This window comes from Shinella sumterensis, assembly GCF_004514425.2.
GTDB classification, from domain to species: domain Bacteria; phylum Pseudomonadota; class Alphaproteobacteria; order Rhizobiales; family Rhizobiaceae; genus Shinella; species Shinella sumterensis.
In genome coordinates, this window is record NZ_MYFN02000007.1 from 175,512 (window position 1) to 196,991 (window position 21,480).

Consider the following 21,480-nt stretch of genomic DNA (forward strand, 5'->3'; position numbering starts at 1 on the left):
CCATGAGCGCAGAGCCACCCGGCGTCGACGAATCCCTATCCTTTATCGAGCGCACGCGACGGCAGCTGCGCGGGCTCTATTTCGGCCGGGACCGGGAGGCGATCCGCTTCCAGATCGGCATGCTTCTGCTCGATGTGGCGATCCTCGCCTTCTTCATTGCCGGCCCCTATCTGCGAAAGGGCTCGGCCTATGTGATCGTCGACTATCTCATCGCCGCCGTCATCGCCTTCGAACTGTGCGCCCGCGCCCTGATCGCGCCCAACCTGCGCTACTGGCTCATGCGGCCGATGACCTGGGTGGATATCGTCATTCTCGGCACGCTGCTCTTTCCCCACCAGCTGCACAACTTCGCCTTCCTGCGCGTGCTGCGCATCTGGGCGATCAGCCAGAGCAAGCTCGTCACGCTGACGCTGCGGCGCACCGGGCATGGCGACAAGGAAGACCTCATCCAGGCCTGCGTGAACTTCCTCGTCTTCCTCTTCCTCGTGACCGGCTTCGTCTATTCCAACTTCTTCTACGGCGCGGAGGGCTTTGCCGGCTTCGTCGACGCGCTCTATTTCTCGGTCGCGACCGTCACCACCACGGGGTTCGGCGATATCGTGCTGCCCGGCACGCTCGGCAAGCTCACCGCCATCGTGACGATGATCGTCGGCATCTCGCTTTTCGTGCGCCTCGCCCAGGCCATCGTACGGCCCTACAAGGTGACCTTCCCCTGCCCGCAGTGCGGCCTCTCGCGGCACGACGCCGACGCCGTGCATTGCAAGGCCTGCGGCCATGTCCTCAACATTCCCGACGAGGGCAGTTGAGGCGTTCGGGCGAAGAGCGCGCTTGGAAATGCGGTTTCGACGCGATAGGACATCACGAACGCCCTTCGGGGCCGCTTGCGCCTCACGAGCCCGGGACATGCCATGCCGCTTGCAGGAAAACGCATCCTCCTCGTCATTTCCGGCGGGATCGCCGCCTACAAGAGCCTCGATCTCATCCGCCGCCTGCGCGAACGCGGCGCAGAGGTGCGGCCCGTCATGACGTCGGGCGCCCAGCACTTCGTCACGCCGCTTGCCGTCGGCGCCCTGTCGTCCGGCCATGTCTATACGGACCTGTTCTCGCGTGAGGACGAGCAGGATGTCGGCCATATCCGCCTGGCGCGCGACTGCGACCTCATCGTCGTCGCGCCCGCCACGGCCGACCTGATGGCCAAGATGGCGAACGGGCTGGCCGACGACCTCGCCTCGACCGTGCTTCTCGCCACCGACCGCCCCGTGCTGCTCGCGCCGGCCATGAACCCGAAAATGTGGTCCCATGCCGCGACGCGCCGCAATGTCGGGACGCTGCGCCGCGACGGCCTTGCCTTCATCGGCCCCAATGCCGGCGAAATGGCCGAGAGCGGCGAGGCGGGTGCCGGCCGCATGGCCGAACCGCTGGAGATCGTCGCGGCGGTGGAGCGCCTGCTGGATGGCGGGGCTAAGCCGCTTGCCGGCCGCAAGGCCGTGGTCACGTCGGGTCCGACGCATGAGCCCATCGATCCCGTGCGCTACATCGCCAACCGCTCCTCGGGCCGGCAGGGCCATGCCATCGCCGCAGCGCTCGCGCGGCTTGGAGCCGAGGTGACGCTCGTTTCCGGGCCGGTCGCGATCCCCGACCCGCCAGGCGTGACGGTGATCCGCGTCGAGCAGGCGTCGGAGATGCTGGAGGCGGTGCTCGGCGCGCTGCCGGCGGATATCGCCGTCATGGTGGCCGCCGTCGCCGACTGGCGCGTGACGACGCCCAACGCGGAGAAAATCAAGAAGCAGCCCGGCGAAGGCCCGCCGCCGCTGATGCTGTCGGAAAACCCCGATATCCTGAAGACCGTCGGCCATCACACGAAGCGCCCGACTGTCGTCATCGGCTTTGCGGCCGAGACGCAGGATGTCGAAAACAACGGTCGGGTGAAGCTCGAAAAAAAGGGCGCAGACCTCATCGTCGCCAACGATGTCTCCCCGGAAACCGGCATCATGGGCGGCACGACGAACAGCGTGAAGCTCATTACCGCCGACGGCATCACGGCATGGCCGGAGTTGTCCAAGGACGATGTCGCCGATCGTCTCGCCGGCTGGATTGCCGAACGGCTTATTTGACGAGGGCGAGCTTGGCTTCCATCGATCCCGCCGGGCGGCCGGCAGGCGAGAAGATGCGCATGTCGACGCCGTTTTCGCCGAGCACCACGGCGCTGCCATCCGGAATTTCCACCCAGGCCTCCGTGTCGTCGTTCAGGGGCTCGGATACGAGGCAATAGCCGCCGGTATCGCCCATCGGCGCGGCGTAGAGCGTCGGTGCCGCATAGTCCGTCGCATAGCGCACGGCATAAAGCTGCTTGCCATCGGAAAACGCGGCCGTGAACCGCACGAGAACCTTATGCTCCAGATGGGCGGCAAGGCGCTCGACGAAGGCGATGGTCTCGGCCATGGCGCCGAGCGGATCGCGAGCAAGGCCGAATTGCAGCGCCAGCAGGAAGAGCAGTTCCGAATCCGTCGAGCCGGTGCGCGCGCTGTAGAGATCATTGTCCAGCATGGTCTCGAGCGGCCGGCGCAGATGCTCGAAATCGGCGATCTGGCCATTGTGCATGAAGGACCAGATGCCGTGCACGAAGGGATGGCAATTGTCGCGCCGCGTGCCGCCGCCCGTCGCGGCGCGGACATGGGCGAGGAAGAGCGGCGAGCGGACCTGCCGCGCAATGCTGCGCAGATTGCAGTCGGACCAGGCCGGCAGGATATCGCGGTAGCGGCCGGGCTCCGGACGGTCGCCGTACCAGGCGATGCCGAAGCCGTCACCGTTGGTGGCCGTTTTGGCGCGCGTGGCGCAGTGGGACTGTTCGATCAGCGAATGGGCGGGCGAGGACACGAGTTCCTCGAGAAAGAGCGGCTCTCCGCGATAGGCTGCCCAACGGCACATGACATTTCCTGCTTGATTGGACCGGTGCGAACCGGTGACGGATCCGACGCATTAACCATGGCACTACCCGGATTTTCAACGCAAATGGGTAAAAATGCGTTAACGAAAGTAAACGGGCGGAAACCATGCGTGTCATTCCCGCACAGGCGAGCCGCACGGCTGCGCGCCACGAACGTCGCTTGTTGTGAACACTGCGTTTCACGTCGGGCAGATTTCGTGAACAATGGCGCTGGCGTATAGAAGGGACAAGCAACCCAGTCGAAAGGACTTCTCCCATGTCCATACGCCCCGTCAAACACGAAAGCATTGCCCGCCCCGCCATGGAAGGCGCCGGCGTGAAACTGCACCGCGTCTTCGGCTTCGGCGATCCGTCGCTGACCGACCCGTTCCTCATGATGGACGACTTTCGCAACAACGATCCCGACGACTATATCCGCGGCTTCCCCTGGCATCCCCACCGCGGCATCGAGACCATCACCTATGTGCTGGCCGGCAGCGTCGAGCACGGCGACAGCCTCGGCAACCACGGCGTCATGGGCGCCGGCGACGTGCAGTGGATGACGGCCGGCAGCGGCATCCTGCACCAGGAAATGCCGCGCGGCGATTTCGCCGGCAAGATGCATGGCTTCCAGCTCTGGGCCAACCTGCCCTCGTCGCTCAAGATGACGGCGCCGCGCTATCAGGACATCAAGTCCGCCGATATTCCCGTCGCCGTCGACGACGACGGCACGGTGGCGCGCGTCATCGCCGGCAGCTTCTGGGGCAAGACCGGCCCGGTCGACGGCATCGCCGCCGAGCCCGTCTATCTCGACATCTCGGTGCCGCCGGGCAAGACGAAGCGCCTGCCGGTCGATACCTACCGCTCTGCCTTCGCCTATATCTTCGCCGGCTCCGGCACGTTCCGCGACGCCTCGAAGCCCTTCGGCGTGAAGGTGGAGAAGGAGTTCCAGGGCGAGGAGCTGAACATCCGCGATCTCTCCGGCAACCGCACGCTCGTGGTCTTCGACACGGGCGACGAGGTGACGGTGCAGGCCGGCGAGCAGGGCATCCGCTTCCTGCTGGTCTCGGGCAAGCCCATCGAGGAGCCCGTCGCCTGGCACGGCCCCATCGTGATGAACACGCAGGCCGAATTGCAGCAGGCCATGCGCGAACTGCGCAACGGCACCTTCATCAAGCCGGCGCATTGACGTCGCGCGACAGGCGCCTATCCTTCCGCCTTTACCCGAGGCGGAAGGACGAGAGATGCGGATCGACGGACAATGCCATTGCGGCTTCGTGACCTATGAAGCCGAGATCGATCCCGATGGGCTGCTCATCTGCCACTGCACGGATTGCCAGCGGCTGACCGGCTCGCCCTATCGCGTTACCGTGCGCGTGCCGCGGGCCGATCTCACCCTCACCGGCGAGACGCCGAAGGTCTACACCAAGATCGCCGAAAGCGGCCGCGAGCGATTTCTGCACTTCTGCCCGGAATGCGGAACGCCGCTGTTTTCCTCCGGCACGGGCGGGGCGGCCGCCTTTTGGGGCATCCGTTGGGGCAGCATCAACCAGCGCGCCGCCCTCAAGCCCAAGCGCCAGATCTGGTGCTCTTCGGCCATGGACTGGTTCGGCGAGACCAAAGCGCTTCCCGGCACGCCCCAGGAGTAAGGCATGGCAGCCGGGCGCTTCCAGATCCTGCGCACGGCCATCGACGGCGTCGAGGCCGTCATCGCCGACAGCAGCCACGCCTTCGCCCGCCACAGCCACGACACCTACGGCATCGGCCTTGTCGAACGCGGCGCGCAGACGTCGGCGAGCGGGCGCGGCCGCGTGGAGGCGCAGGCCGGCAACACGATCACCGTCAATCCCGGCGAGGTGCATGACGGCGCGCCGCTCGGCGGGGCGTCCCGCGCCTGGCGCATGCTCTATATGCGGCCCGGTATCGTCGCGGCCGCGGCACAGGACATTTTCGAAGGGAGCGCCCGCGACGAGTTTCATGCCCCCGTGCTGGACGACGGCCGTGTCGGCCGGCTTGTCGCAGCCGCCCTGGCGGCGCTGGTCGACAGCAAGGCCGCCGCAATCTGCCGCGACGAGCGCCTTCTCCTGCTGCTGGCGGCGGTGCTGCGCGAACGGGCGCCACGCCGCGAGGGCATTGCGGCCGCCGGCATCGCCCGCGCACGCGAGCGGATCGACGCCGACCCGGTCTCGCCCGTCACGCTCGATGCGCTGGCCGCCGATTGCGGCCTTGGCCGTTTCCGGCTGGTGCGGGATTTCGCCCGCGCCACGGGGCTGACACCCCACGCCTATCTCATCCAGCGCCGGACGGATCTCGCCCGACGCCTCATCGCCGCCGGCAATCCGCTTGCGGATGCCGCGGCCGGCGCCGGCTTTGCCGACCAGAGCCACATGACGCGCAACTTCACACGGCGCTACGGCTACACGCCGGGCGCCTATCTCGCCGCCCTCTCCTGACCTGCAATTTCGTTCAAGACCGCGATGACCATCCGGTGTTTCCTGCCGCCTCTTCAAGCGCATGGAAACCCGACATGACCGCCGAATTCCTCATCACCTCGCTCATCGTCATCCTGCTTCCGGGCACCGGCGTCATCTACACCGTGGCGCGTGGGGTCAGCGGCGGCTTTCGCGCCGGCCTGCTTGCGGCCTTCGGCTGCACGCTGGGCATCATCCCGCATATGCTGGCCAGCATCGCCGGGCTCGCCGCCATCCTGCATGCCAGCGCGCTTGCCTTCGAAATGCTGCGCATCATCGGCGTCATCTATCTGCTGTTCATCGCCTGGAGCATGCTGCGCGAAAGCGTTGCGCTCGATACGGCACCGGAACAGCCGGTGGAGGCCGCCGCGCGCATCGTGCGCAAGGGCGCCTTCACCAATGTCTTCAACCCGAAGCTCTCGCTGTTCTTCCTCGCCTTCCTGCCACAGTTCGTGCCTGATGGCGCGCCGGACCTGACGGCGCGGATGCTCGTGCTCGGCGGCGTGTTCATGCTGCTGACCTTCCTCGTCTTCGCCGTCTATGCCGCGCTTGCGGCCAGCCTGCGCCGGCAGGTGCTGGGCCGACCGGCGGTCATGACCTGGATGCAGCGCAGCTTCGCCGCGGCCCTGGGGCTCATGGGCCTGCGGCTGGCGCTTTCGGACCGCTGACCATCACGCCCAGAGCGCGTGGAAATGATGCAGCGGACCGTGCCCCGCGCCGACCGCCAGCGCACCGGATCCGCGCACGGCACCGGCGACGAAGCTCTTGGCCGCCGCCACGGCATCGGGCAGCGAATGCCCCTTGCCCAGTTCCGCCGCCACCGCGCTCGACAGCGTGCAGCCGGTGCCGTGGGTGTTGCGCGTGAGCACGCGCACGCCCTCGAACCAGCGCAGCGCGCCCGGCATGGCCAGCACGTCGGGGCTCTCGTTGCCCGGCAGATGCCCGCCCTTCAGCAGAACCGCTTTCGGCCCGAGCGCCAGCAGGCGCTTCGCCTGGTTTTCCATCGCCGCGCGGTCCGCCGCCTCGGCTTCGCCGAGCAGGGCGGCCGCCTCCGGCAGGTTGGGCGTGAGCAGCGTGGACAGCGGCAGCAGCCGGCGCGTCAGGGCCTCCACGGCGTCTGCGGCCAGAAGCGAGGCCCCGCCCTTGGCGATCATGACGGGATCGAGCACGACGGGGACGGAGCGATGCGGCGACAGCGCATTCGCCACCGCCTCGGCGATTTCGCCCGAGGCGATCATGCCGATCTTGACGGCGCCCACCCGCACATCGGCGAAGACATCGGCGATCTGCGCGGCGACGAAGGCCGGCGGCACGAGATGCAGACCGGAAACGCCCTGCGTGTTCTGCGCCGTCAGCGCGGTCAGCACGGCCATGCCGTAGGTGCCGCGGGCGGCGAAGGTCTTGAGGTCGGCCTGGATGCCCGCGCCGCCCGAGGGGTCGGAGCCTGCGATCGACAGGATGTTTGCGATTGTGTCTGCCATCTCGCCTCCTTGCGGACGGAGGCGGGCGCGGGACAACGGCGATTGCAGTGCCAGCGACTCCCTCCGCCGGCATGATCCGGTTCAGGTTCAAAGGGTGCTTCTCAGCCCGCCTGCGCGGACGCCCCTGTCTCGGCAACGCTTTTCGCAAATGGAGAGGCGCCTGTCACCTTGAAAGTGACAGGCCGCCGTCACGCCTTGGTGACGTGGTACTCCTTGATGGCGACCATCTTGATAGCGGGGTAACGTTCCGCCTCGTAGCGCAGCGAAAAGCTGTCCTGCGCAAGGAAGACCGGATCGCCATCGAGGTCGCGGGCGATATCGCCGCGGCGCTGGGTGACGAACTTGTCGAGTTCGGCCGCATTGTCGGAGGAAATCCAGCGGCAGACGGAGAAGCGCGACATTTCGAAGGATACCGGCAGGCCGTATTCCTGCTGCAGGCGCTCCTTGAGAACGTCGAGCTGCAGCGCGCCGACGACGCCGACGATGGCCGGCGTGCCGTCTTCCGGCGAGAAGAGCTGCACGACGCCCTCTTCCGCCATCTGCTGCAACGCTTCCTTCAGCTTCTTGGCCTTCATCGCGTCTTCCAGCCGCACGCGGCGCAGGATTTCCGGCGCGAAGTTCGGCACGCCCTCGAACACCAGCGCCTCGCCTTCCGTCAGCGTATCGCCGATGCGCAGCGTCCCGTGGTTGGGAATGCCCACCACGTCGCCGGCATAGGCCGTATCGGCGAGCTGGCGCTGCGAGGCGAAGAAGAACTGCGGCGCCGAGAGGCCGATCTGCTTGCCGGTGCGGGCAAGGCGCACCTTCATGCCGCGCTCCAGCATGCCGGAGCAGACACGGGCAAAGGCGATGCGGTCGCGGTGGTTCGGATCCATATTGGCCTGGATCTTGAAGACGAAGGCCGTCATCTTGTCTTCGGCGGCGTGGACCTTGCGCACATCCGCCACCTGGTCGCGCGGCGGCGGCGCGAAGGCGCCGAGCGCGTTGATGAGATCGCGCACCCCGAAATTGCGCAGCGCCGAACCGAAGAACACCGGCGTCATGTGGCCTTCGAGGAAGGCTTCGCGGTCGAACGGGCGGCAGGCCTCGCGGGCCAGTTCCATCTCGTCGATGAAGGCCTGGCGCTCGTTTTCCGGCAGGTGTTTGGCGACTTCGGCGGCATCGTCCATCTTCGTCGGCTGGACCTGCGTGTCCGAGCCGCGGAAGGTGCGATCGGCCAGATGATAGGAGCCGCAGAAGGTCTTGGAGCGGCCGACCGGCCAGGTGACCGGTGCGGTGTCCAGCGCCAGCTTCTCTTCCACCTCGTCGAGGATCTCGAAGGGATCGCGGCTCTCACGGTCCATCTTGTTGACGAAGGTGATGATCGGGATATCGCGCAGGCGGCAGACCTCGAACAGCTTCAGCGTCCGCGGCTCGATACCCTTGGCGGCGTCGATGACCATGACGGCCGCATCCACCGCCGTCAGCGTGCGGTAGGTGTCGTCGGCGAAGTCCTCGTGGCCGGGCGTATCGAGAATGTTGAAGACGTTGCCGTCATATTCGAAGGTCATGACCGAGGTCACGACCGAGATGCCGCGCTCGCGCTCGATCTTCATCCAGTCCGAACGGGTCTGGATGCGGTCCTTTTTCGCCTTCACTTCGCCGGCGAGCTGGATGGCGCCGCCGAACAGCAGCAGCTTTTCGGTGAGCGTTGTTTTACCGGCGTCCGGGTGCGCGATGATCGCGAAGGTGCGGCGGCGGGAGACCGCCTCGGCAAGGGTTTCGGCCATGTTCAAGCAATATCCTGTGAGTTGGCGCGGTCTTTACAGGCTCCGCCGCGAAGATGCAATTGACGGCCCGCGCCTGCGGCCGGCTTATGGGTGCCATGAACGCACACGCCCCCGCCAAGCCCACGCTCTCCCTCGTTCGCCTGCCCAACGGCGCGGATATCGAGCTTCCCGCCTACGAGACGACGGGCGCCGCCGGCATGGATTTGCGCGCGGCGGTGGATGCCGACGCGCCGCTTATGCTTGCGCCGGGAAAACGCGCGCTCGTGCCGACCGGCTTCATCTTCGAAATCCCGCATGGCTACGAGGCCCAGATCCGGCCGCGCTCCGGCCTCGCCTTCAAGCACGGCGTCACCTGCCTCAACACGCCCGGCACCATCGACAGCGATTATCGCGGCGAGGTGAAGGTGTTGCTCGTCAATCTCGGCGAGGAGGCCTTCACCATCGAACGCGGCATGCGCATCGCCCAGATGATCATCGCGCCCGTGACGCAGGTCGCCGTGCGCGAGGCCGTGGAGGCAAGCGAAACCGCGCGTGGCGCCGGCGGCTTCGGCTCCACCGGCGTGCGGTGATGTCATCCGGCAAGGCGGGCCTCATCTTCCGCGCGCATTACATCGACGACCGCGCCGCCTGGCAGGGCCTCTGCGACCTGCTCCGGGACATCTTCGAGATCGACGTTTCGGGCCTTGACCGGCTCGGCGGGCCGGACCCGACCAGCGCGCCCTTCGGCTTCTTTGACGCCGACGGCGCCTGCATCGCCAACATCACCGCCTTCGCCATGCCGCTCGTCATCGACGGCGTCTTCGTGCGGGCGGCAGGCCTGCAATCCGGCGCAGTCCGGCCGAGCCATCGCGGCCGCGGGCTCTACCGCGCCGTCATGGAGGCGGCGCTCGATCATTGCGATGCCGAGGGTTTCGAGGCCGTCGTGCTGCTGACCGACAAGCCGGCGCTCTATGAGAAACATGGCTTTCGCCCGCTCCCGCAGCACCGCTTCGCCGGCGTGCCTCCCACGGGCGGGCAGGCGTTCGCGACCCGCCGGCTTCACCTCGCGAACGAGGCGGACCTGACGCTGCTCAGCCGTCTGCTCGATGGCCGCGCACCCGTCTCCGACCGCTTCGCGCCGCTCCGGCAGAAGGAAATGTTCCTGTTCAACGCATCGCTGATGCCGGATCTCAAGCTCGACCTCCTGGGAGAGGCGGGCGCGGTCGTCGCCTGGCAGGCGGATGGCGAAGGCAATGTCGATATCCTCGACATCGTCGGCACGCGCATGCCCGCCCTCGCGGATATTCTGGCGAGCCTCGATGTCACGCCGCAGCGCGTGACCGTGCATTTCGCGCCCGATCATCTGGCGTGGGATGGCGAGGCGACTGCCGACGACGGCGAGATGGTCCTCATGCTGCGCGGCCCGGACGATCTTCAGCCCGCCCTGCCCTTCGCCCTGCCGCCGATGGCCGCGTTCTGATCAGCGGCGCGCTTCGGTCGCCATGCGCAGGGCGAGCCCGGCCAGCACCGTGCCCATCAGCCAGCGCTGCACGAGCGCCCAGCGCGGGCGCGCTGAAAGGAGGGCCGCGACGGAGCCGGCCGAAACGGCGATCAGCGCGTTGACGCTGACGCTGATGACCACCTGCACCCCGCCCAGCACCAGCGATTGCAGGAGAACGTTCCCCTTTGCGGGATCGATGAACTGCGGCAGAAGCGAAAGATAGAGCATCGCGATCTTCGGGTTCAGGAGATTGGTCAGAAACCCCATGAAGAAGAGCCTGCGGTTGCTGTCGCGCGGCAGCGCCTTCACCTCGAAGGCCGAGCGGCCGCCCGGGCGCAGCGCCTGCCAGGCAAGCCAGGCGAGATAGAGCGCGCCGGCTAGCCGCAACGCGTCATAGGCAAAGGGCACCGCCATCAGGAAGGCGGTGATGCCGAGCGCAGCCGACAAGACATAGAAGACGAAGCCAAGCGCGACGCCGCCGAGCGAGACGAGACCGGCCGCCGGCCCCTGGCAGATCGAGCGGGAGACGAGATAGATCATGTTCGGCCCCGGCGTCAGCACCATGCCGAGCGCGATGAGGGCGAAGGCGGCAAGGCTTGTCGGGTCGGGCACGGACGTTTCTCCCTGATGCGCCCCTAAAGCCTACGCCGCGGCTGCGGCCATCGCAAGGAGGGCCCTTGTCCCGGTGACAAGTGCCGCCGCCGGCCGTGGCCCGCCGTTGACGCGAATGCAGGCGCCGCGATACCGCCTTGCCCGGGCCGAATGAACCGGTCCCGCCGGCTTTCACGCGCCGTTTTCGCGCGTTCAGATGACGGATCAGCGAGCGCGCGACCCATTGCCGGAAAACGGCGTCGGGCGTAAGAGGAGCCGATCAAGGAGCTCTCCATGTCGCTTGCCGTTCTTCTCGCCTATTCCGGCGCGCTCTTCATCGCCGCCATCATTCCCGGCCCCGGCATCACGGCCATCGTGGCGCGTGCGCTCGGTTCCGGTTTCCGGCCGACCTTCTTCATGGGGCTCGGGCTCATCCTCGGCGACATGGTCTATCTGACGGCCGTCATCCTCGGCCTCGCCTTCATCGCGCAGACCTTCACCACGGCCTTCATGGTCATCAAGATCGCCGGTGCGCTCTATCTCGGCTATATCGCCTGGAAGCTGTGGACCACCGGGCTCCTGCCGCAGGATATCGAGGCCCGCCGCACCACGAGCAACGGCGCGGCCTTCCTTTCCGGCCTGCTCGTGACGCTCGGCAATCCCAAGACGATGCTGTTCTACGTGGCGCTCGTGCCGACGCTCGTCGACCTCAACGCCGTCGGCCTTGCGGACTACGGCCTGCTGCTGGCTGCGACCTTCATCGTGCTTCTCGCCGTGCTCATTCCCTATATCGCGCTCGCCTCGCGCGCCCGGCTGCTTCTCAGGCAGCCCAAGGCCCTGCAAAGGCTGAACCGCGTCGCGGCGAGCGTTCTTGCCGGCACGGCGGCCTATATCGCGACGAGGGCGGCCTGACGGGAGCGGGCTTTCGCAGCGGAACGACCCGATTATTCCACAACCGGCGCTTTTGCCGCGAAATCCGGACTCGTCTAAAGGCCCATTCCCTCCTACATTCCCGTCAACGAGAACCAGGAGGTACCCGATGAGCGACACCCGCAAACCCGGCCGCGGCCGCGTCTATGCATCCATCACCGAGACGATCGGCGACACACCCCTTGTGCGGCTCGACAAGTTCGCCAAGGCAAACGGCGTCGTCGCCCATCTTCTCGGCAAGCTCGAATTCTTCAATCCGATCGCCTCGGTGAAGGACCGTATCGGCGTGGCGATGATCGAATCGCTGGAAGCGCAGGGCAAGATCACGCCCGGCCAGTCGACGCTGGTCGAGCCGACATCGGGCAATACCGGCATCGCGCTGGCCTTCGCGGCGGCCGCCAAGGGCTATCGTCTCATCCTCACCATGCCCGAGACCATGTCGGTCGAGCGCCGCAAGATGCTCGCCCTGCTCGGCGCCGAGCTCGTGCTGACCGAGGGGCCCAAGGGCATGAAGGGCGCGATCGCCATGGCCGAGGAGCTGGCGAGCACCATTCCCGGCGCCGTCATCCCGCAACAGTTCGAGAACCCGGCCAACCCGGACATCCACCGCAAGACGACGGCCGAGGAAATCTGGAACGACACCGACGGCGCCGTCGACATCCTCGTGTCCGGCATCGGCACCGGCGGCACGATCACCGGTGTCGGCCAGGTGCTGAAAGCCAGGAAGCCCGGCTTCAAGGTCGTCGCCGTCGAGCCGGCCGACAGCCCGGTGCTATCAGGCGGCAATCCCGGCCCGCACAAGATCCAGGGCATCGGCGCGGGCTTCGCCCCCGCGATCCTCGACAAGTCGGTCTACGACGAGGTCGTGACCGTGACCAATGACGAGGCCTTCCAGAATGCCCGCCTGGTGGCGCGCCTCGAAGGCGTTCCGGTCGGCATCTCCTCGGGTGCGGCTCTTACGGCCGCCGCCAAGGTGGGCAGCCGCCCGGAAAATGCTGGCAAGACGATCGTCGTCATCATCCCGTCCTTTGCGGAACGCTATCTCTCGACCGCGCTCTTCGAAGGCCTCGCCTGACAGAGGATGGGCCCGCCGCCACAACCGCGGTGGGCCTTCCGCAACAGGCGGGCTCTGCCATGCTCCACCATCTTTCCCTCGGCGTTCACAGCCTGGACCGGGCCGTCGTGTTCTACGACGCCGCGATGGCGGCGCTCGGCTATGCACGCGTCTGGTCCGACATCCGGCCGGGTGAGCCCGGACAGGCTGTGGGCTACGGTCTCCCGGGCGGTGGCGATAAGCTCGCCATCAAGGAACTTGGCGTCGCTGCGCATCCTCCCGGACCGGGCTTCCACATCGCCTTCGCCGCGTCGAGCCGCGCGGCCGTGGACCGTTTCCACGCCGCCGCACTGGCGGCCGGCGGCACCGACAACGGGGCACCCGGGCTTCGGGCGCAGTATGGCCCGGACTATTATGCCGCCTTCGTCATCGACCCGGACGGGCACCGGATCGAAGCCGTCTTCAAGTGGCCGGCGTGACGCCACGGCACGCCGCATGACCCGCTCGATATCGCGTGCCATCTCCCGTTCACGCCGCCAGTCGCGGGCCCGGCGCTAGAGCATTTCCGGTGAACTCCGGTTCACCGGACATGCTCCAGATTCCTGTTTTTGCCGCATTATCCGACGCCGAAGCGACTTCGCTTCGGCTGGAAATGCTTTAGGCCGCGACCATCCGCTCTCCCACGATGCGATAGGAAATGGCTTCCGCCAGATGGATCCGTCCGACGATCGCGGCTTCGTCGAGATCGGCCAGCGTGCGGGCGACCTTGAGCACACGATGATAGCCACGCGCGGAAAACCGCATCTTCTCCGCCGCATCCCGCAACAGCTGGAGGCCCGCCGGATCGGGCTCGGCCATGCGTTCGACGAGGGCGGTGGAGGCGCGGGCATTGCTGGTCACCCGGGGCATGCCCAGACGGGCGAACCGGTCGACCTGCAGGGCGCGCGCGGTCGCGACGCGCCGGGCAACCGCCTCGCTCGGCTCGGTGGCCACGGGGCGGATGAGATCGCTCGCCGACACCGCCGGCACATCGATGCGGATATCGATGCGGTCCATGAACGGGCCGGAAACGCGGGCCTGATACTCGCTCATGCAGCGCGGCCCGCGCGCGCAGCTGCGTCCCGGCTCGCCCGCCATGCCGCAGCGGCAGGGATTCATCGCCGCGACGAGCTGGAAGGCCGCGGGATAGCTGACGCGGTGGTTGGCCCGCGCGATGATGCATTCGCCCGTCTCCAGCGGCTGGCGCAAGGCATCGAGCGCCTGCGGCGAGAATTCCGGCAGCTCGTCAAGGAACAGCACGCCGTTGTGCGCGAGCGACACCTCACCGGGCCTTGCCCGCGATCCGCCGCCCACAAGGGCCGCCATGGTGGCGGAATGATGCGGCGTGCGGAACGGGCGCCGATCCGACAGGCGCCCTCCGGAAAGCTGGCCGGCGATGGAATGGATCATCGAGACGTCGAGCAGCTCCGCCGGCGAGAGCGGCGGCAGGATGGCGGCCAGCCGCGCGGCGAGCATGGACTTGCCCGAGCCGGGCGGCCCGACCATCAGCAGGTTGTGGTTGCCCGCCGCCGCCACTTCCAGCGCGCGCTTGGCGCTTTCCTGCCCGCGGATATCGGCAAGATCCGGCAGGCCGGCGGCAGCGGCGCGAATGGCCGGCGCCGGGCGCGACAGGACCTGGCTGCCCTTGAAATGATTGGCAAGCGCGATCAGGCTGCGGGGCGCCAGAATATCGAGACCGCCGCCGGCCCAGGCGGCTTCCGCGCCGTTTTCCGCCGGGCAGATCAGGCCTCTGCCCAGGGCGTTGGCCGCCATGGCTGCGGGAAGCGCACCGGCAACCGGCGCGATCGTGCCGTCGAGATTGAGTTCGCCGATGACGAGATAATCATCCAGCGCATCGCCCGGCACCGCCCCGAGCGCCGTCATCAGGCCGAGCGCAATGGCGAGGTCGTAGTGGCTGCCCTCCTTGGGCAGGTCGGCCGGGGCAAGGTTGATCGTGACCCGCTTGGGCGGCAGCGAGAGGCCGGAGGCGTGCAGAGCGGCCTGCACCCGCTCGCGGCTTTCGGCGACCGCCTTGTCGGCGAGGCCGACGATCTGCATGCCCACCTTGCCCGGCGCGACCATCACCTGCACATCGACAGGCACGCCCTCGATGCCCCGAAACGCTATTGTCCCGACACGCGCCACCATGACTGCCCCCGCTCGCTCCAGCCGAAAACGGACCATCAAACCCGCCCCAGGGTTGCAGCTGCAAATCTGGCATGGAATGCGGAATGAAACAAGAACAACTATAGAACTTCGGCGAGAATTATCCGCGCATCGGTTGCATGCGGTTGTATCGGCGGAACAAAGGCGGGGCGGCGGCGAACCGCGGGCCCCGCCGCCGGCGTCAGCGTTTGCTTTCGATGGCGTCCCACAACAGGGCCGCGATGTCGGCGCCGCCGAACTTCTTCACCTCGCGCAACCCCGTCGGCGAGGTGACGTTGATCTCGGTCATGTAGTCGCCGATGACGTCGATGCCCACGAGCAGGAAGCCGCGCTCGCGCAGCGCAGGGCCGATGCGGGCGCAGATTTCCCTTTCGCGCCCCGTCAGTTCCGTCGGCTCCGGGCGGCCGCCGGCATGCATGTTGGAGCGGGCATCGTGCTCGGCCGGCACGCGGTTGATCGCACCCACCGGCTCGCCATCGACAAGGATGATGCGCTTGTCGCCCTTGCGAACGTCGGGCAGATATTGCTGGGCGATGAAGGGCTCGCGGAACATCTGGCCGAACATTTCGAGCAGCGACGACAGGTTGCGGTCGTCCTTGGTCGAATGGAAGACACCGGCGCCGCCATTGCCATAGAGCGGCTTGAGGATCATGTCGCCCATCTCGTCACGGAAGCGGCGGATCTCGGCGGGATCGCGGGTGATCAGGGTCTTGGGCATCAGGTCGGCGAATTCGGTGACGAAGATCTTCTCCGGCGAATTGCGCACCCAGGCCGGGTCATTGACGACGAGCGTCTTCGGATGGATCCGCTCGAGCAGGTGCGTGGAGGTGATATAGGACATGTCGAAGGGCGGATCCTGGCGCAGCAGAACCACGTCCATGGTCGAGAGATCGACGCGCTCGGCCTCGCCCAGCGTATAGTGGTCGCCCTTGATGTCGCGCAGTTCCATCGGCTCGACGCTCGCATAGACCTTCCCGTCCCGCAGGCTCAGCCGGTCGGGCGTGTAGTGAAAGAGCCTGTAGCCGCGGGCCTGCGCCTCGAGGCTCATGGCGAAGGTGGAATCGCCGGCGATGCTGATGGTCGACACATGGTCCATCTGGACCGCGACGTTCTTGATCTTAGCCATGAAAAGTCCCCTCAGAAATGCCGCTCACATTTAGGACGCCCCGGGCGCGAAGACAACGCCGGCCGGAGGCGAAATCCGCGGTGGCGTCGCCCGGACAGACTTCAGGGCTCTTTCCCGTCAGAACGCATCCACGAAATGCCGTGGCAGCCGCCATGGCCGCACCGCGACGATGTCGTAGCGCAGGGAAATACGGTGGGCGTCGGGCTGGCGGGCGAGCCAGACTTCGCTCGCCGCGCGGATGCGGCGCTGGGCCGTGCCGGTCACCGCGAAGACGGCGCTGTCCGCATCGCGGCGCGCCTTGACCTCCACGCAGACCACCAGATCGCCGCGCCGGGCGATGATGTCGATCTCGCCGGCCTTGGTGCGGTAGCGGATCGCGCGGATGCGATAGCCCTTGGCGAGAAGATAGAGCGCGGCGAGATATTCCGAGACGTGCCCGCGGCGGAAGGCCTTGAGCCGGTTCGGATCCGCCGGCCTATCGCGCATCGCCGTCCTTCAGGTCGAGCAGGCGCTGGTAGAGATCGCGCCGCGGCAGGCCTGTCTGGCGGGCCGCCTCGGTCGCCGCCTTGCCGGCCGGCATGTCGCGGACAAGCTTTGCGAGCAGGCGGTCGACGTCTTCCGCCTCGGGTGCGGCCGCCTCGCCCGGCGGGCCGATGACCAGCACGATCTCGCCCTTGACCGCGCTGGCCTCGGCATAATGCGCCGCGAGCTCGCCGAGCGTCCCACGGCGGAATTCCTCGAAGGTCTTGGTCAGTTCGCGGCAGACGCAGGCCGGCCGGCTTTCGCCCAGCACATCGGCCGCGGACACCAGCGTGGCGGCGATGCGATGGGGCGATTCGAAGAAGAGAAGCGTGGCGGGAACGCCGGCAAGCTCGGCCAGCCGGTCGCGCCGGGCCTTGTCCTTCGACGGCAGGAACCCGGCGAAGAAGAAGGCGTCGTTCGGAAGACCCGCGCCGACAAGGGCGGCGAGCGGCGCCGAAGCGCCGGGAATGGGCACGACGCGGTGACCGGCCTCGATGGCGAGCAATGCGAGGCGATAACCGGGGTCGGAAACGAGCGGCGTGCCGGCATCCGACACCAGCGCGACGGACTTGCCGGCCTCCAGTGCCGCGATCAGGCGCGGGCCGACCTCGTCGGCATTGTATTCGTGGTAGGCGTAGGGCCGGTTGACGATGCCGTAGCGGTCGAGCAGCACGCGGGTGACGCGCGTGTCCTCGCAGGCCAGCACATCGGCGCCGGCCAGCGTTTCGAGCGCCCGCAGCGTGATATCGGAGAGGTTGCCGATGGGCGTCGCCACGAGATAGAGCGCCGGCTCCAGCGGCCGGGCGGGCACCACGGCATTGTGCAGGCGGAACGTCCTGCCGCCTTCGCCCATCCCGCTTGCCACGCTTTCGTCCCGCATCGATCCCACGCCTTTCCGGCCGCGTGAACGGCCGTGCATTCCACCCCTTATGGTCGAGCACCGGCACGCTCGCAAGAGACGACGGTTGACTATCGCGTGTCGCGCACCGTTAGCACTTGCAATCCGTCGCGAAATTCTGCCATTTTGCCCGTCCCATCTTTCCGGCCTGGCCGGAATTTCAAGGCAATGCCGCGCCGGTTTCCGGCGTGCCAGCGGTCGAAAGCGGTACAGTTCATGCGCATTACTCTCGAGCGGTCCAATCTCCTGAAGTCGTTGAACCACGTTCATCGCGTGGTCGAGCGGCGCAACACGATCCCGATCCTCTCGAACGTTCTGCTGCGCTGCGACGGCGCCAGCCTCGACATGAAGGCGACGGACCTCGACCTCGAGATCACCGAGGCGACGCCCGCGCAGGTCGACCAGGCCGGCGCCACGACCGTTCCGGCCCACCTTCTCTACGATATCGTGCGCAAGCTTTCCGACGGTTCGGAAGTCGCGCTCGCCACCAATGCCGACGGCTCGTCCATGTCGGTCACGTCGGGCCGCTCGAAATTCTCGCTGCAGTGCCTGCCGCAGTCCGACTTCCCCGATCTCACCGCCGGCAGCTTCTCGCACACGTTCCGCCTCAAGGCGACGGACCTCAAGATGCTGATCGATCGCACGCAGTTCGCGATCTCGACCGAAGAGACCCGCTATTACCTCAACGGTATCTTCATCCACACGATCGAGAGCGAAGGCCAGCTGAAGCTGCGCGCGGTCGCCACCGACGGCCATCGCCTGGCGCGCGCCGACGTGGAAGCGCCTTCGGGCTCCGAGGGCATGCCGGGCATCATCATCCCGCGCAAGACGGTCGGCGAGTTGCAGAAGCTGGTGGACAATCCCGAGCTCGTTGTCACCGTCGAGGTGTCGGATGCGAAGATCCGCTTCACCATCGGCTCCATCGTGCTGACCTCCAAGCTGATCGACGGCACCTTCCCGGATTACCAGCGCGTGATCCCGACGAACAACGACAAGGAACTGAAGATCGACTGCCAGTCCTTCGCGCAGGCCGTCGACCGCGTCTCCACCATCTCGTCGGAACGCGGCCGCGCCGTGAAGCTGGCGCTGGCCGAGGGGCAGCTGACGCTCACCGTCAACAACCCTGATTCCGGAAGTGCGACGGAAGAACTGCCCGTCGGCTACGACAACGATCCGCTCGAAATCGGCTTCAACGCGAAGTACCTGCTCGACATCACCGCGCAGCTTTCGGGCTCGGAAGCCGTGTTCATGCTGGCCGATCCGGGCTCGCCGACGCTCGTGCGTGATCTCGCCGGCGACGACGCGCTTTATGTTCTGATGCCGATGCGCGTCTAGGGCCGGTCTCGCGGCTTGGGTAAACCGTTCAGGAACCCGCCGGCCGCCGGCGGGTTCTTTTTTACCCGGTCGCTGACCGGAAACGCCTGACAGCGACGCAATCAGACTTGTTTTTGACGCAAACCGCGTCGCATATTCGCCGGGCCGATGAGTCGAGGGGGCACAACCCGCCAGCGGCTTGCGGATGAACCATGAAGGGGAACGACATGACGCTGCGCATGAAGGTGAAGGAACGCTTCGGCAAGAAATTCGATGACGAGATCCGTTTCTTCAAGGGCTGGGTGAGCAACACCAAGGCGGTCGGCGCGATCATCCCGACCTCTTCCGTCACCGCCCGGCGGATGGCGAGCGTCGTCAACCCCGCCTCCGGCCTTCCGGTCCTCGAGCTCGGCCCGGGCACCGGCGTCATCACCAAGGCGATCCTCGGCGCGGGCATCGCCCCGGACAAGCTGGTTTCCGTGGAATTCTCGACGGATTTCTACAATCACCTCGTCGAACGCTTCCACGGCGTCAACTTCATCAACGGCGATGCCTTCGATCTCGACAAGACGCTCGGCGATCTCAAGGACATGACCTTCGACAGCGTCATTTCCGCCGTGCCGCTGCTCAACTTCCCCATGCACCGCCGCGTCGAGCTGATCGAGGACCTCCTGTCGCGCATCCCCATCGGCCGGCCGGTCGTGCAGATTTCCTACGGGCCGCTTTCCCCCGTCGTCGCCATGCCGGACCGCTACCAGATCAGCCATCTCGACTTCGTCGTGCGCAACATCCCGCCGGCGCAGCTGTGGACCTACCGCCGCACCCATTGAGGTGTTGCGGTGTTCGCCGTCTACATCACCCATCCGCAGGTTGCCATCGACCCGGCCGTGCCGGTGCCGGACTGGGGCCTTTCCGAAAGGGGCGTGGAAAGGGCGCGGCTTGCGGCTTCCTCCGGCTGGGCGGGAGAGATCGGCCGCTTTGCCGCGAGCACCGAGCGCAAGGCCATCGAGACCGCCGAAATCCTCTCCGCCGGGCGCATCACGATCGAGACGGACCACGCCATGGGCGAGAACGACCGTTCCGCCACCGGCTACCTGCCGCCCGACGCCTTCGAGGACGCCGCAAACTGGTTCTTTGCGCATCCTGCGGAGAGCTTCAACGGCTGGGAGCGGGCGGTGGATGCGCAGGCGCGTATCGTTGCGGCCGTCGAGCGGGCGCTGGCCGGGCACGATCCCTCCGCCCCCATCGCCTTCGTCGGCCATGGCGGGGTCGGCACGCTGCTCAAATGCCACCTCCAGGGCAGGCCGATCGCGCGCGACCGGGACCAGCCTGCCGGCGGCGGCAATCTTTTCGCTTTCCGGCTTGCGGACCGCACCGTCACATGCGACTGGACGGCAATGGAATCTTGGAAAGGGTTTTGACCATGTCCGCGCGCGACCGCCTGATCGTTGGCCTCGATGTACCGACCATCGCGGAGGCGGAACGGGTGGTCAGGACATTGGGCGACACCGCCCTCTTCTACAAGATCGGTTACCAGCTGGTCTTCGCCGGCGGCCTGGAATTCGCCCGCGATCTTGCCAGGGATGGCAAGAAGGTCTTCCTCGACATGAAACTGCTCGACATCGACAACACGGTGGCCAAGGGCGTCGAGAACATCGTCAAGATGGGCATGTCGATGCTGACCCTGCATGCCTATCCGAAGGCGATGGCCGCCGCGGTCGCCGCCACGAAGGGTTCGGATCTCTGCCTGCTCGGCGTCACCGTGCTCACCTCCATGGATGCCAAGGACGTCATCGACGCCGGCTATGAATACGATCCGCACACGCTGGTGCTGCGCCGCGCCGAACAGGCCCGCGTCGCCGGCATGGGCGGCGTGGTCTGCTCCGCCGAGGAGGCGCGCGCCGTGCGCAAGATCGTCGGCGCGGACATGGCCATCGTCACGCCCGGCATCCGCCCGGCCGGCGCCGAGCCTGGCGACCAGAAGCGCGTGATGACGCCCGCCGATGCCCTGAAGGCCGGCTCCAGCCATCTCGTCGTCGCCCGCCCCATCGTCAAGGCCGCCGATCCGCTTGCCGCCGCCCGGGCGATCCTCGCCGAGATGGACGGCGCGCTGGCGGCGTGAAATAACGGACAGGCGGCCCCCTCATCCGACCCTTCGGGCCACCTTCTCCCCGAGGGGAGAAGGGAAGCGAGACGTCGGCGACAATGCCCTTCTCCCTGTGAGGAGAAGGAAGGGTGGCGACCTCTCATTTGTCCCCTTCTCCCCTCGGGGAGAAGATGCCGGCAGGCGGATGAGGGGGGCGGCCGGGCTTCAACGATCAAAAGGGAGAAAACCATGGCGAAGGGTTACTGGATTGCACGGGTCGATGTGCGCGATGCCGAACGCTACAAGGATTATGTCGCCGCCGCCAAGCCGGCCTTCGAGAAATACGGCGCCAATTTCCTGGCCCGCGGCGGCGCTTTCGAGCCGCTGGAAGGCCAGGTGCGCGCCCGCAACGTGGTGATCGAGTTCCCCTCGCTCCAGGCCGCCGTCGACTGCTACAATTCGCCCGAATACCAGATCGCCGCCGCCATCCGGCAGGAAGTGGCGGACGCGGAGATGGTCGTCGTCGAGGGCATATGAGCATCCGGCGGGCCGACGCCTGAAAAACCGGCGCGCGAGACGCTTCGCCGCGCTTCACCTTGCCGATGCTTTGGGCTATGTAGGCCTCAC

Annotated in this window: 24 protein-coding genes and 1 riboswitch; of the genes, 16 read left to right on the forward strand and 8 right to left on the reverse strand. The window is 67.0% G+C overall.

Translation table 11 applies throughout. The features are described from left to right. Nucleotides 1–2 precede the first annotated feature (2 nt). Both B5M41_RS14820 and coaBC read left to right on the forward strand, forming a co-directional pair. A complete protein-coding gene (locus B5M41_RS14820; protein ID WP_134648084.1) occupies nt 3–806 on the forward strand; it encodes a potassium channel family protein in 804 nt (267 codons plus the stop codon). Nucleotides 807–908: 102 nt separating this feature from the next. Further along, nucleotides 909–2,114: a bifunctional phosphopantothenoylcysteine decarboxylase/phosphopantothenate--cysteine ligase CoaBC gene (coaBC, locus tag B5M41_RS14825; RefSeq protein WP_134648086.1), complete on the forward strand. Its 1,206-nt coding sequence runs from the start codon at nt 909–911 to the stop codon at nt 2,112–2,114. Here the strand turns inward: coaBC and B5M41_RS14830 are convergent. Next, the gene (locus B5M41_RS14830; protein ID WP_134648088.1) at nt 2,107–2,928 is read right to left on the reverse strand and encodes a class II glutamine amidotransferase; all 822 of its coding nucleotides are present in this window, start codon (nt 2,926–2,928) and stop codon (nt 2,107–2,109) included. The two genes, coaBC and B5M41_RS14830, sit on opposite strands and share 8 nt — an antisense overlap. 275 nt (nt 2,929–3,203) lie before the next feature. On the opposite strand from B5M41_RS14830, the gene B5M41_RS14835 reads away from it, so the two are divergent. The 4 genes from B5M41_RS14835 to B5M41_RS14850 all read left to right on the forward strand — a co-directional run bounded on the left by B5M41_RS14835 (nt 3,204) and on the right by B5M41_RS14850 (nt 6,065). Then, on the forward strand, nt 3,204–4,115 hold the full coding sequence (locus tag B5M41_RS14835) for a pirin family protein (RefSeq protein ID WP_134648090.1): 912 nt from the start codon (nt 3,204–3,206) through the stop codon (nt 4,113–4,115). Nucleotides 4,116–4,170: 55 nt separating this feature from the next. Continuing rightward, nucleotides 4,171–4,575 carry a GFA family protein gene (locus B5M41_RS14840; RefSeq protein WP_134648092.1) on the forward strand — a complete coding sequence of 135 codons (405 nt, stop codon included), beginning with the start codon at nt 4,171–4,173 and terminating at the stop codon, nt 4,573–4,575. Between the two features lie 3 nt (nt 4,576–4,578). After that, nucleotides 4,579–5,379, forward strand: coding sequence for an AraC family transcriptional regulator (locus B5M41_RS14845; protein ID WP_134648094.1), 801 nt, complete (start codon nt 4,579–4,581; stop codon nt 5,377–5,379). A gap of 74 nt (nt 5,380–5,453) precedes the next feature. Further along, nucleotides 5,454–6,065, forward strand: a complete 612-nt coding sequence (locus B5M41_RS14850) for a LysE family translocator (protein WP_134648096.1) — start codon at nt 5,454–5,456, stop codon at nt 6,063–6,065. Nucleotides 6,066–6,068: 3 nt separating this feature from the next. Here B5M41_RS14850 and thiD read toward each other — a convergent pair whose 3' ends face one another. Both thiD and B5M41_RS14860 read right to left on the reverse strand, forming a co-directional pair. Further along, nucleotides 6,069–6,878, reverse strand: coding sequence for a bifunctional hydroxymethylpyrimidine kinase/phosphomethylpyrimidine kinase (gene thiD / locus B5M41_RS14855; RefSeq protein WP_134648098.1), 810 nt, complete (start codon nt 6,876–6,878; stop codon nt 6,069–6,071). A gap of 41 nt (nt 6,879–6,919) precedes the next feature. After that, nucleotides 6,920–7,014, reverse strand: a riboswitch (TPP riboswitch). 52 nt (nt 7,015–7,066) lie between these two features. Beyond that, a complete protein-coding gene (locus B5M41_RS14860) occupies nt 7,067–8,647 on the reverse strand; it encodes a peptide chain release factor 3 (protein WP_134648100.1) in 1,581 nt (526 codons plus the stop codon). 95 nt (nt 8,648–8,742) lie between these two features. On the opposite strand from B5M41_RS14860, the gene dut reads away from it, so the two are divergent. Further along, on the forward strand, nt 8,743–9,216 hold the full coding sequence (dut, locus tag B5M41_RS14865) for a dUTP diphosphatase (protein WP_134648102.1): 474 nt from the start codon (nt 8,743–8,745) through the stop codon (nt 9,214–9,216). Next, on the forward strand, nt 9,216–10,106 hold the full coding sequence (locus tag B5M41_RS14870) for a GNAT family N-acetyltransferase (RefSeq protein WP_134648104.1): 891 nt from the start codon (nt 9,216–9,218) through the stop codon (nt 10,104–10,106). The genes dut and B5M41_RS14870 overlap by 1 nt, the downstream gene beginning before the upstream one ends. Here B5M41_RS14870 and B5M41_RS14875 read toward each other — a convergent pair whose 3' ends face one another. After that, complete coding sequence (locus B5M41_RS14875) at nt 10,107–10,691, reverse strand: LysE family translocator (protein WP_268998355.1); 585 nt, start codon at nt 10,689–10,691, stop codon at nt 10,107–10,109. Between the two features lie 321 nt (nt 10,692–11,012). Between B5M41_RS14875 and B5M41_RS14880 the strand changes: the two genes are divergently transcribed. The 3 genes from B5M41_RS14880 to B5M41_RS14890 all read left to right on the forward strand — a co-directional run bounded on the left by B5M41_RS14880 (nt 11,013) and on the right by B5M41_RS14890 (nt 13,181). Continuing rightward, nucleotides 11,013–11,630 carry a LysE family translocator gene (locus B5M41_RS14880; protein WP_134648108.1) on the forward strand — a complete coding sequence of 206 codons (618 nt, stop codon included), beginning with the start codon at nt 11,013–11,015 and terminating at the stop codon, nt 11,628–11,630. A gap of 127 nt (nt 11,631–11,757) precedes the next feature. After that, entirely contained in the window at nt 11,758–12,723 is a 966-nt protein-coding gene (gene cysK / locus B5M41_RS14885) for a cysteine synthase A (RefSeq protein ID WP_134648110.1), read from the forward strand. Between the two features lie 59 nt (nt 12,724–12,782). Then, entirely contained in the window at nt 12,783–13,181 is a 399-nt protein-coding gene (locus B5M41_RS14890) for a VOC family protein (RefSeq protein ID WP_134648112.1), read from the forward strand. Between the two features lie 178 nt (nt 13,182–13,359). Here the strand turns inward: B5M41_RS14890 and B5M41_RS14895 are convergent, their stop codons facing one another. From B5M41_RS14895 to rsmI, 4 genes are all read right to left on the reverse strand, one after another. After that, a complete protein-coding gene (locus tag B5M41_RS14895; RefSeq protein WP_134648234.1) occupies nt 13,360–14,889 on the reverse strand; it encodes a YifB family Mg chelatase-like AAA ATPase in 1,530 nt (509 codons plus the stop codon). A 199-nt stretch (nt 14,890–15,088) separates the two neighbouring features. After that, the gene (gshB, locus tag B5M41_RS14900; protein WP_134648114.1) at nt 15,089–16,033 is read right to left on the reverse strand and encodes a glutathione synthase; all 945 of its coding nucleotides are present in this window, start codon (nt 16,031–16,033) and stop codon (nt 15,089–15,091) included. A 117-nt stretch (nt 16,034–16,150) separates the two neighbouring features. Then, on the reverse strand, nt 16,151–16,519 hold the full coding sequence (locus tag B5M41_RS14905; protein ID WP_134648116.1) for a YraN family protein: 369 nt from the start codon (nt 16,517–16,519) through the stop codon (nt 16,151–16,153). Further along, nucleotides 16,509–17,408, reverse strand: a complete 900-nt coding sequence (rsmI, locus tag B5M41_RS14910) for a 16S rRNA (cytidine(1402)-2'-O)-methyltransferase (protein WP_134648236.1) — start codon at nt 17,406–17,408, stop codon at nt 16,509–16,511. The genes B5M41_RS14905 and rsmI overlap by 11 nt, the downstream gene beginning before the upstream one ends. Nucleotides 17,409–17,669: 261 nt before the next feature. Here rsmI and dnaN point away from each other — a divergent pair, with 261 nt between their 5' ends. The 5 genes from dnaN (at nt 17,670) to B5M41_RS14935 (ending at nt 21,390) form a co-directional block, all read left to right on the forward strand. Continuing rightward, a complete protein-coding gene (gene dnaN / locus B5M41_RS14915; RefSeq protein ID WP_134648118.1) occupies nt 17,670–18,788 on the forward strand; it encodes a DNA polymerase III subunit beta in 1,119 nt (372 codons plus the stop codon). Between the two features lie 206 nt (nt 18,789–18,994). After that, nucleotides 18,995–19,597 carry a phospholipid N-methyltransferase PmtA gene (pmtA, locus tag B5M41_RS14920; RefSeq protein WP_134648238.1) on the forward strand — a complete coding sequence of 201 codons (603 nt, stop codon included), beginning with the start codon at nt 18,995–18,997 and terminating at the stop codon, nt 19,595–19,597. A 9-nt stretch (nt 19,598–19,606) separates the two neighbouring features. Beyond that, nucleotides 19,607–20,188, forward strand: a complete 582-nt coding sequence (locus B5M41_RS14925) for a histidine phosphatase family protein (RefSeq protein ID WP_134648120.1) — start codon at nt 19,607–19,609, stop codon at nt 20,186–20,188. Between the two features lie 2 nt (nt 20,189–20,190). Beyond that, nucleotides 20,191–20,889, forward strand: a complete 699-nt coding sequence (gene pyrF, locus B5M41_RS14930) for an orotidine-5'-phosphate decarboxylase (RefSeq protein ID WP_167718925.1) — start codon at nt 20,191–20,193, stop codon at nt 20,887–20,889. A gap of 213 nt (nt 20,890–21,102) precedes the next feature. Next, complete coding sequence (locus tag B5M41_RS14935; RefSeq protein ID WP_134648124.1) at nt 21,103–21,390, forward strand: DUF1330 domain-containing protein; 288 nt, start codon at nt 21,103–21,105, stop codon at nt 21,388–21,390. Nucleotides 21,391–21,480: the final 90 nt, after the last annotated feature.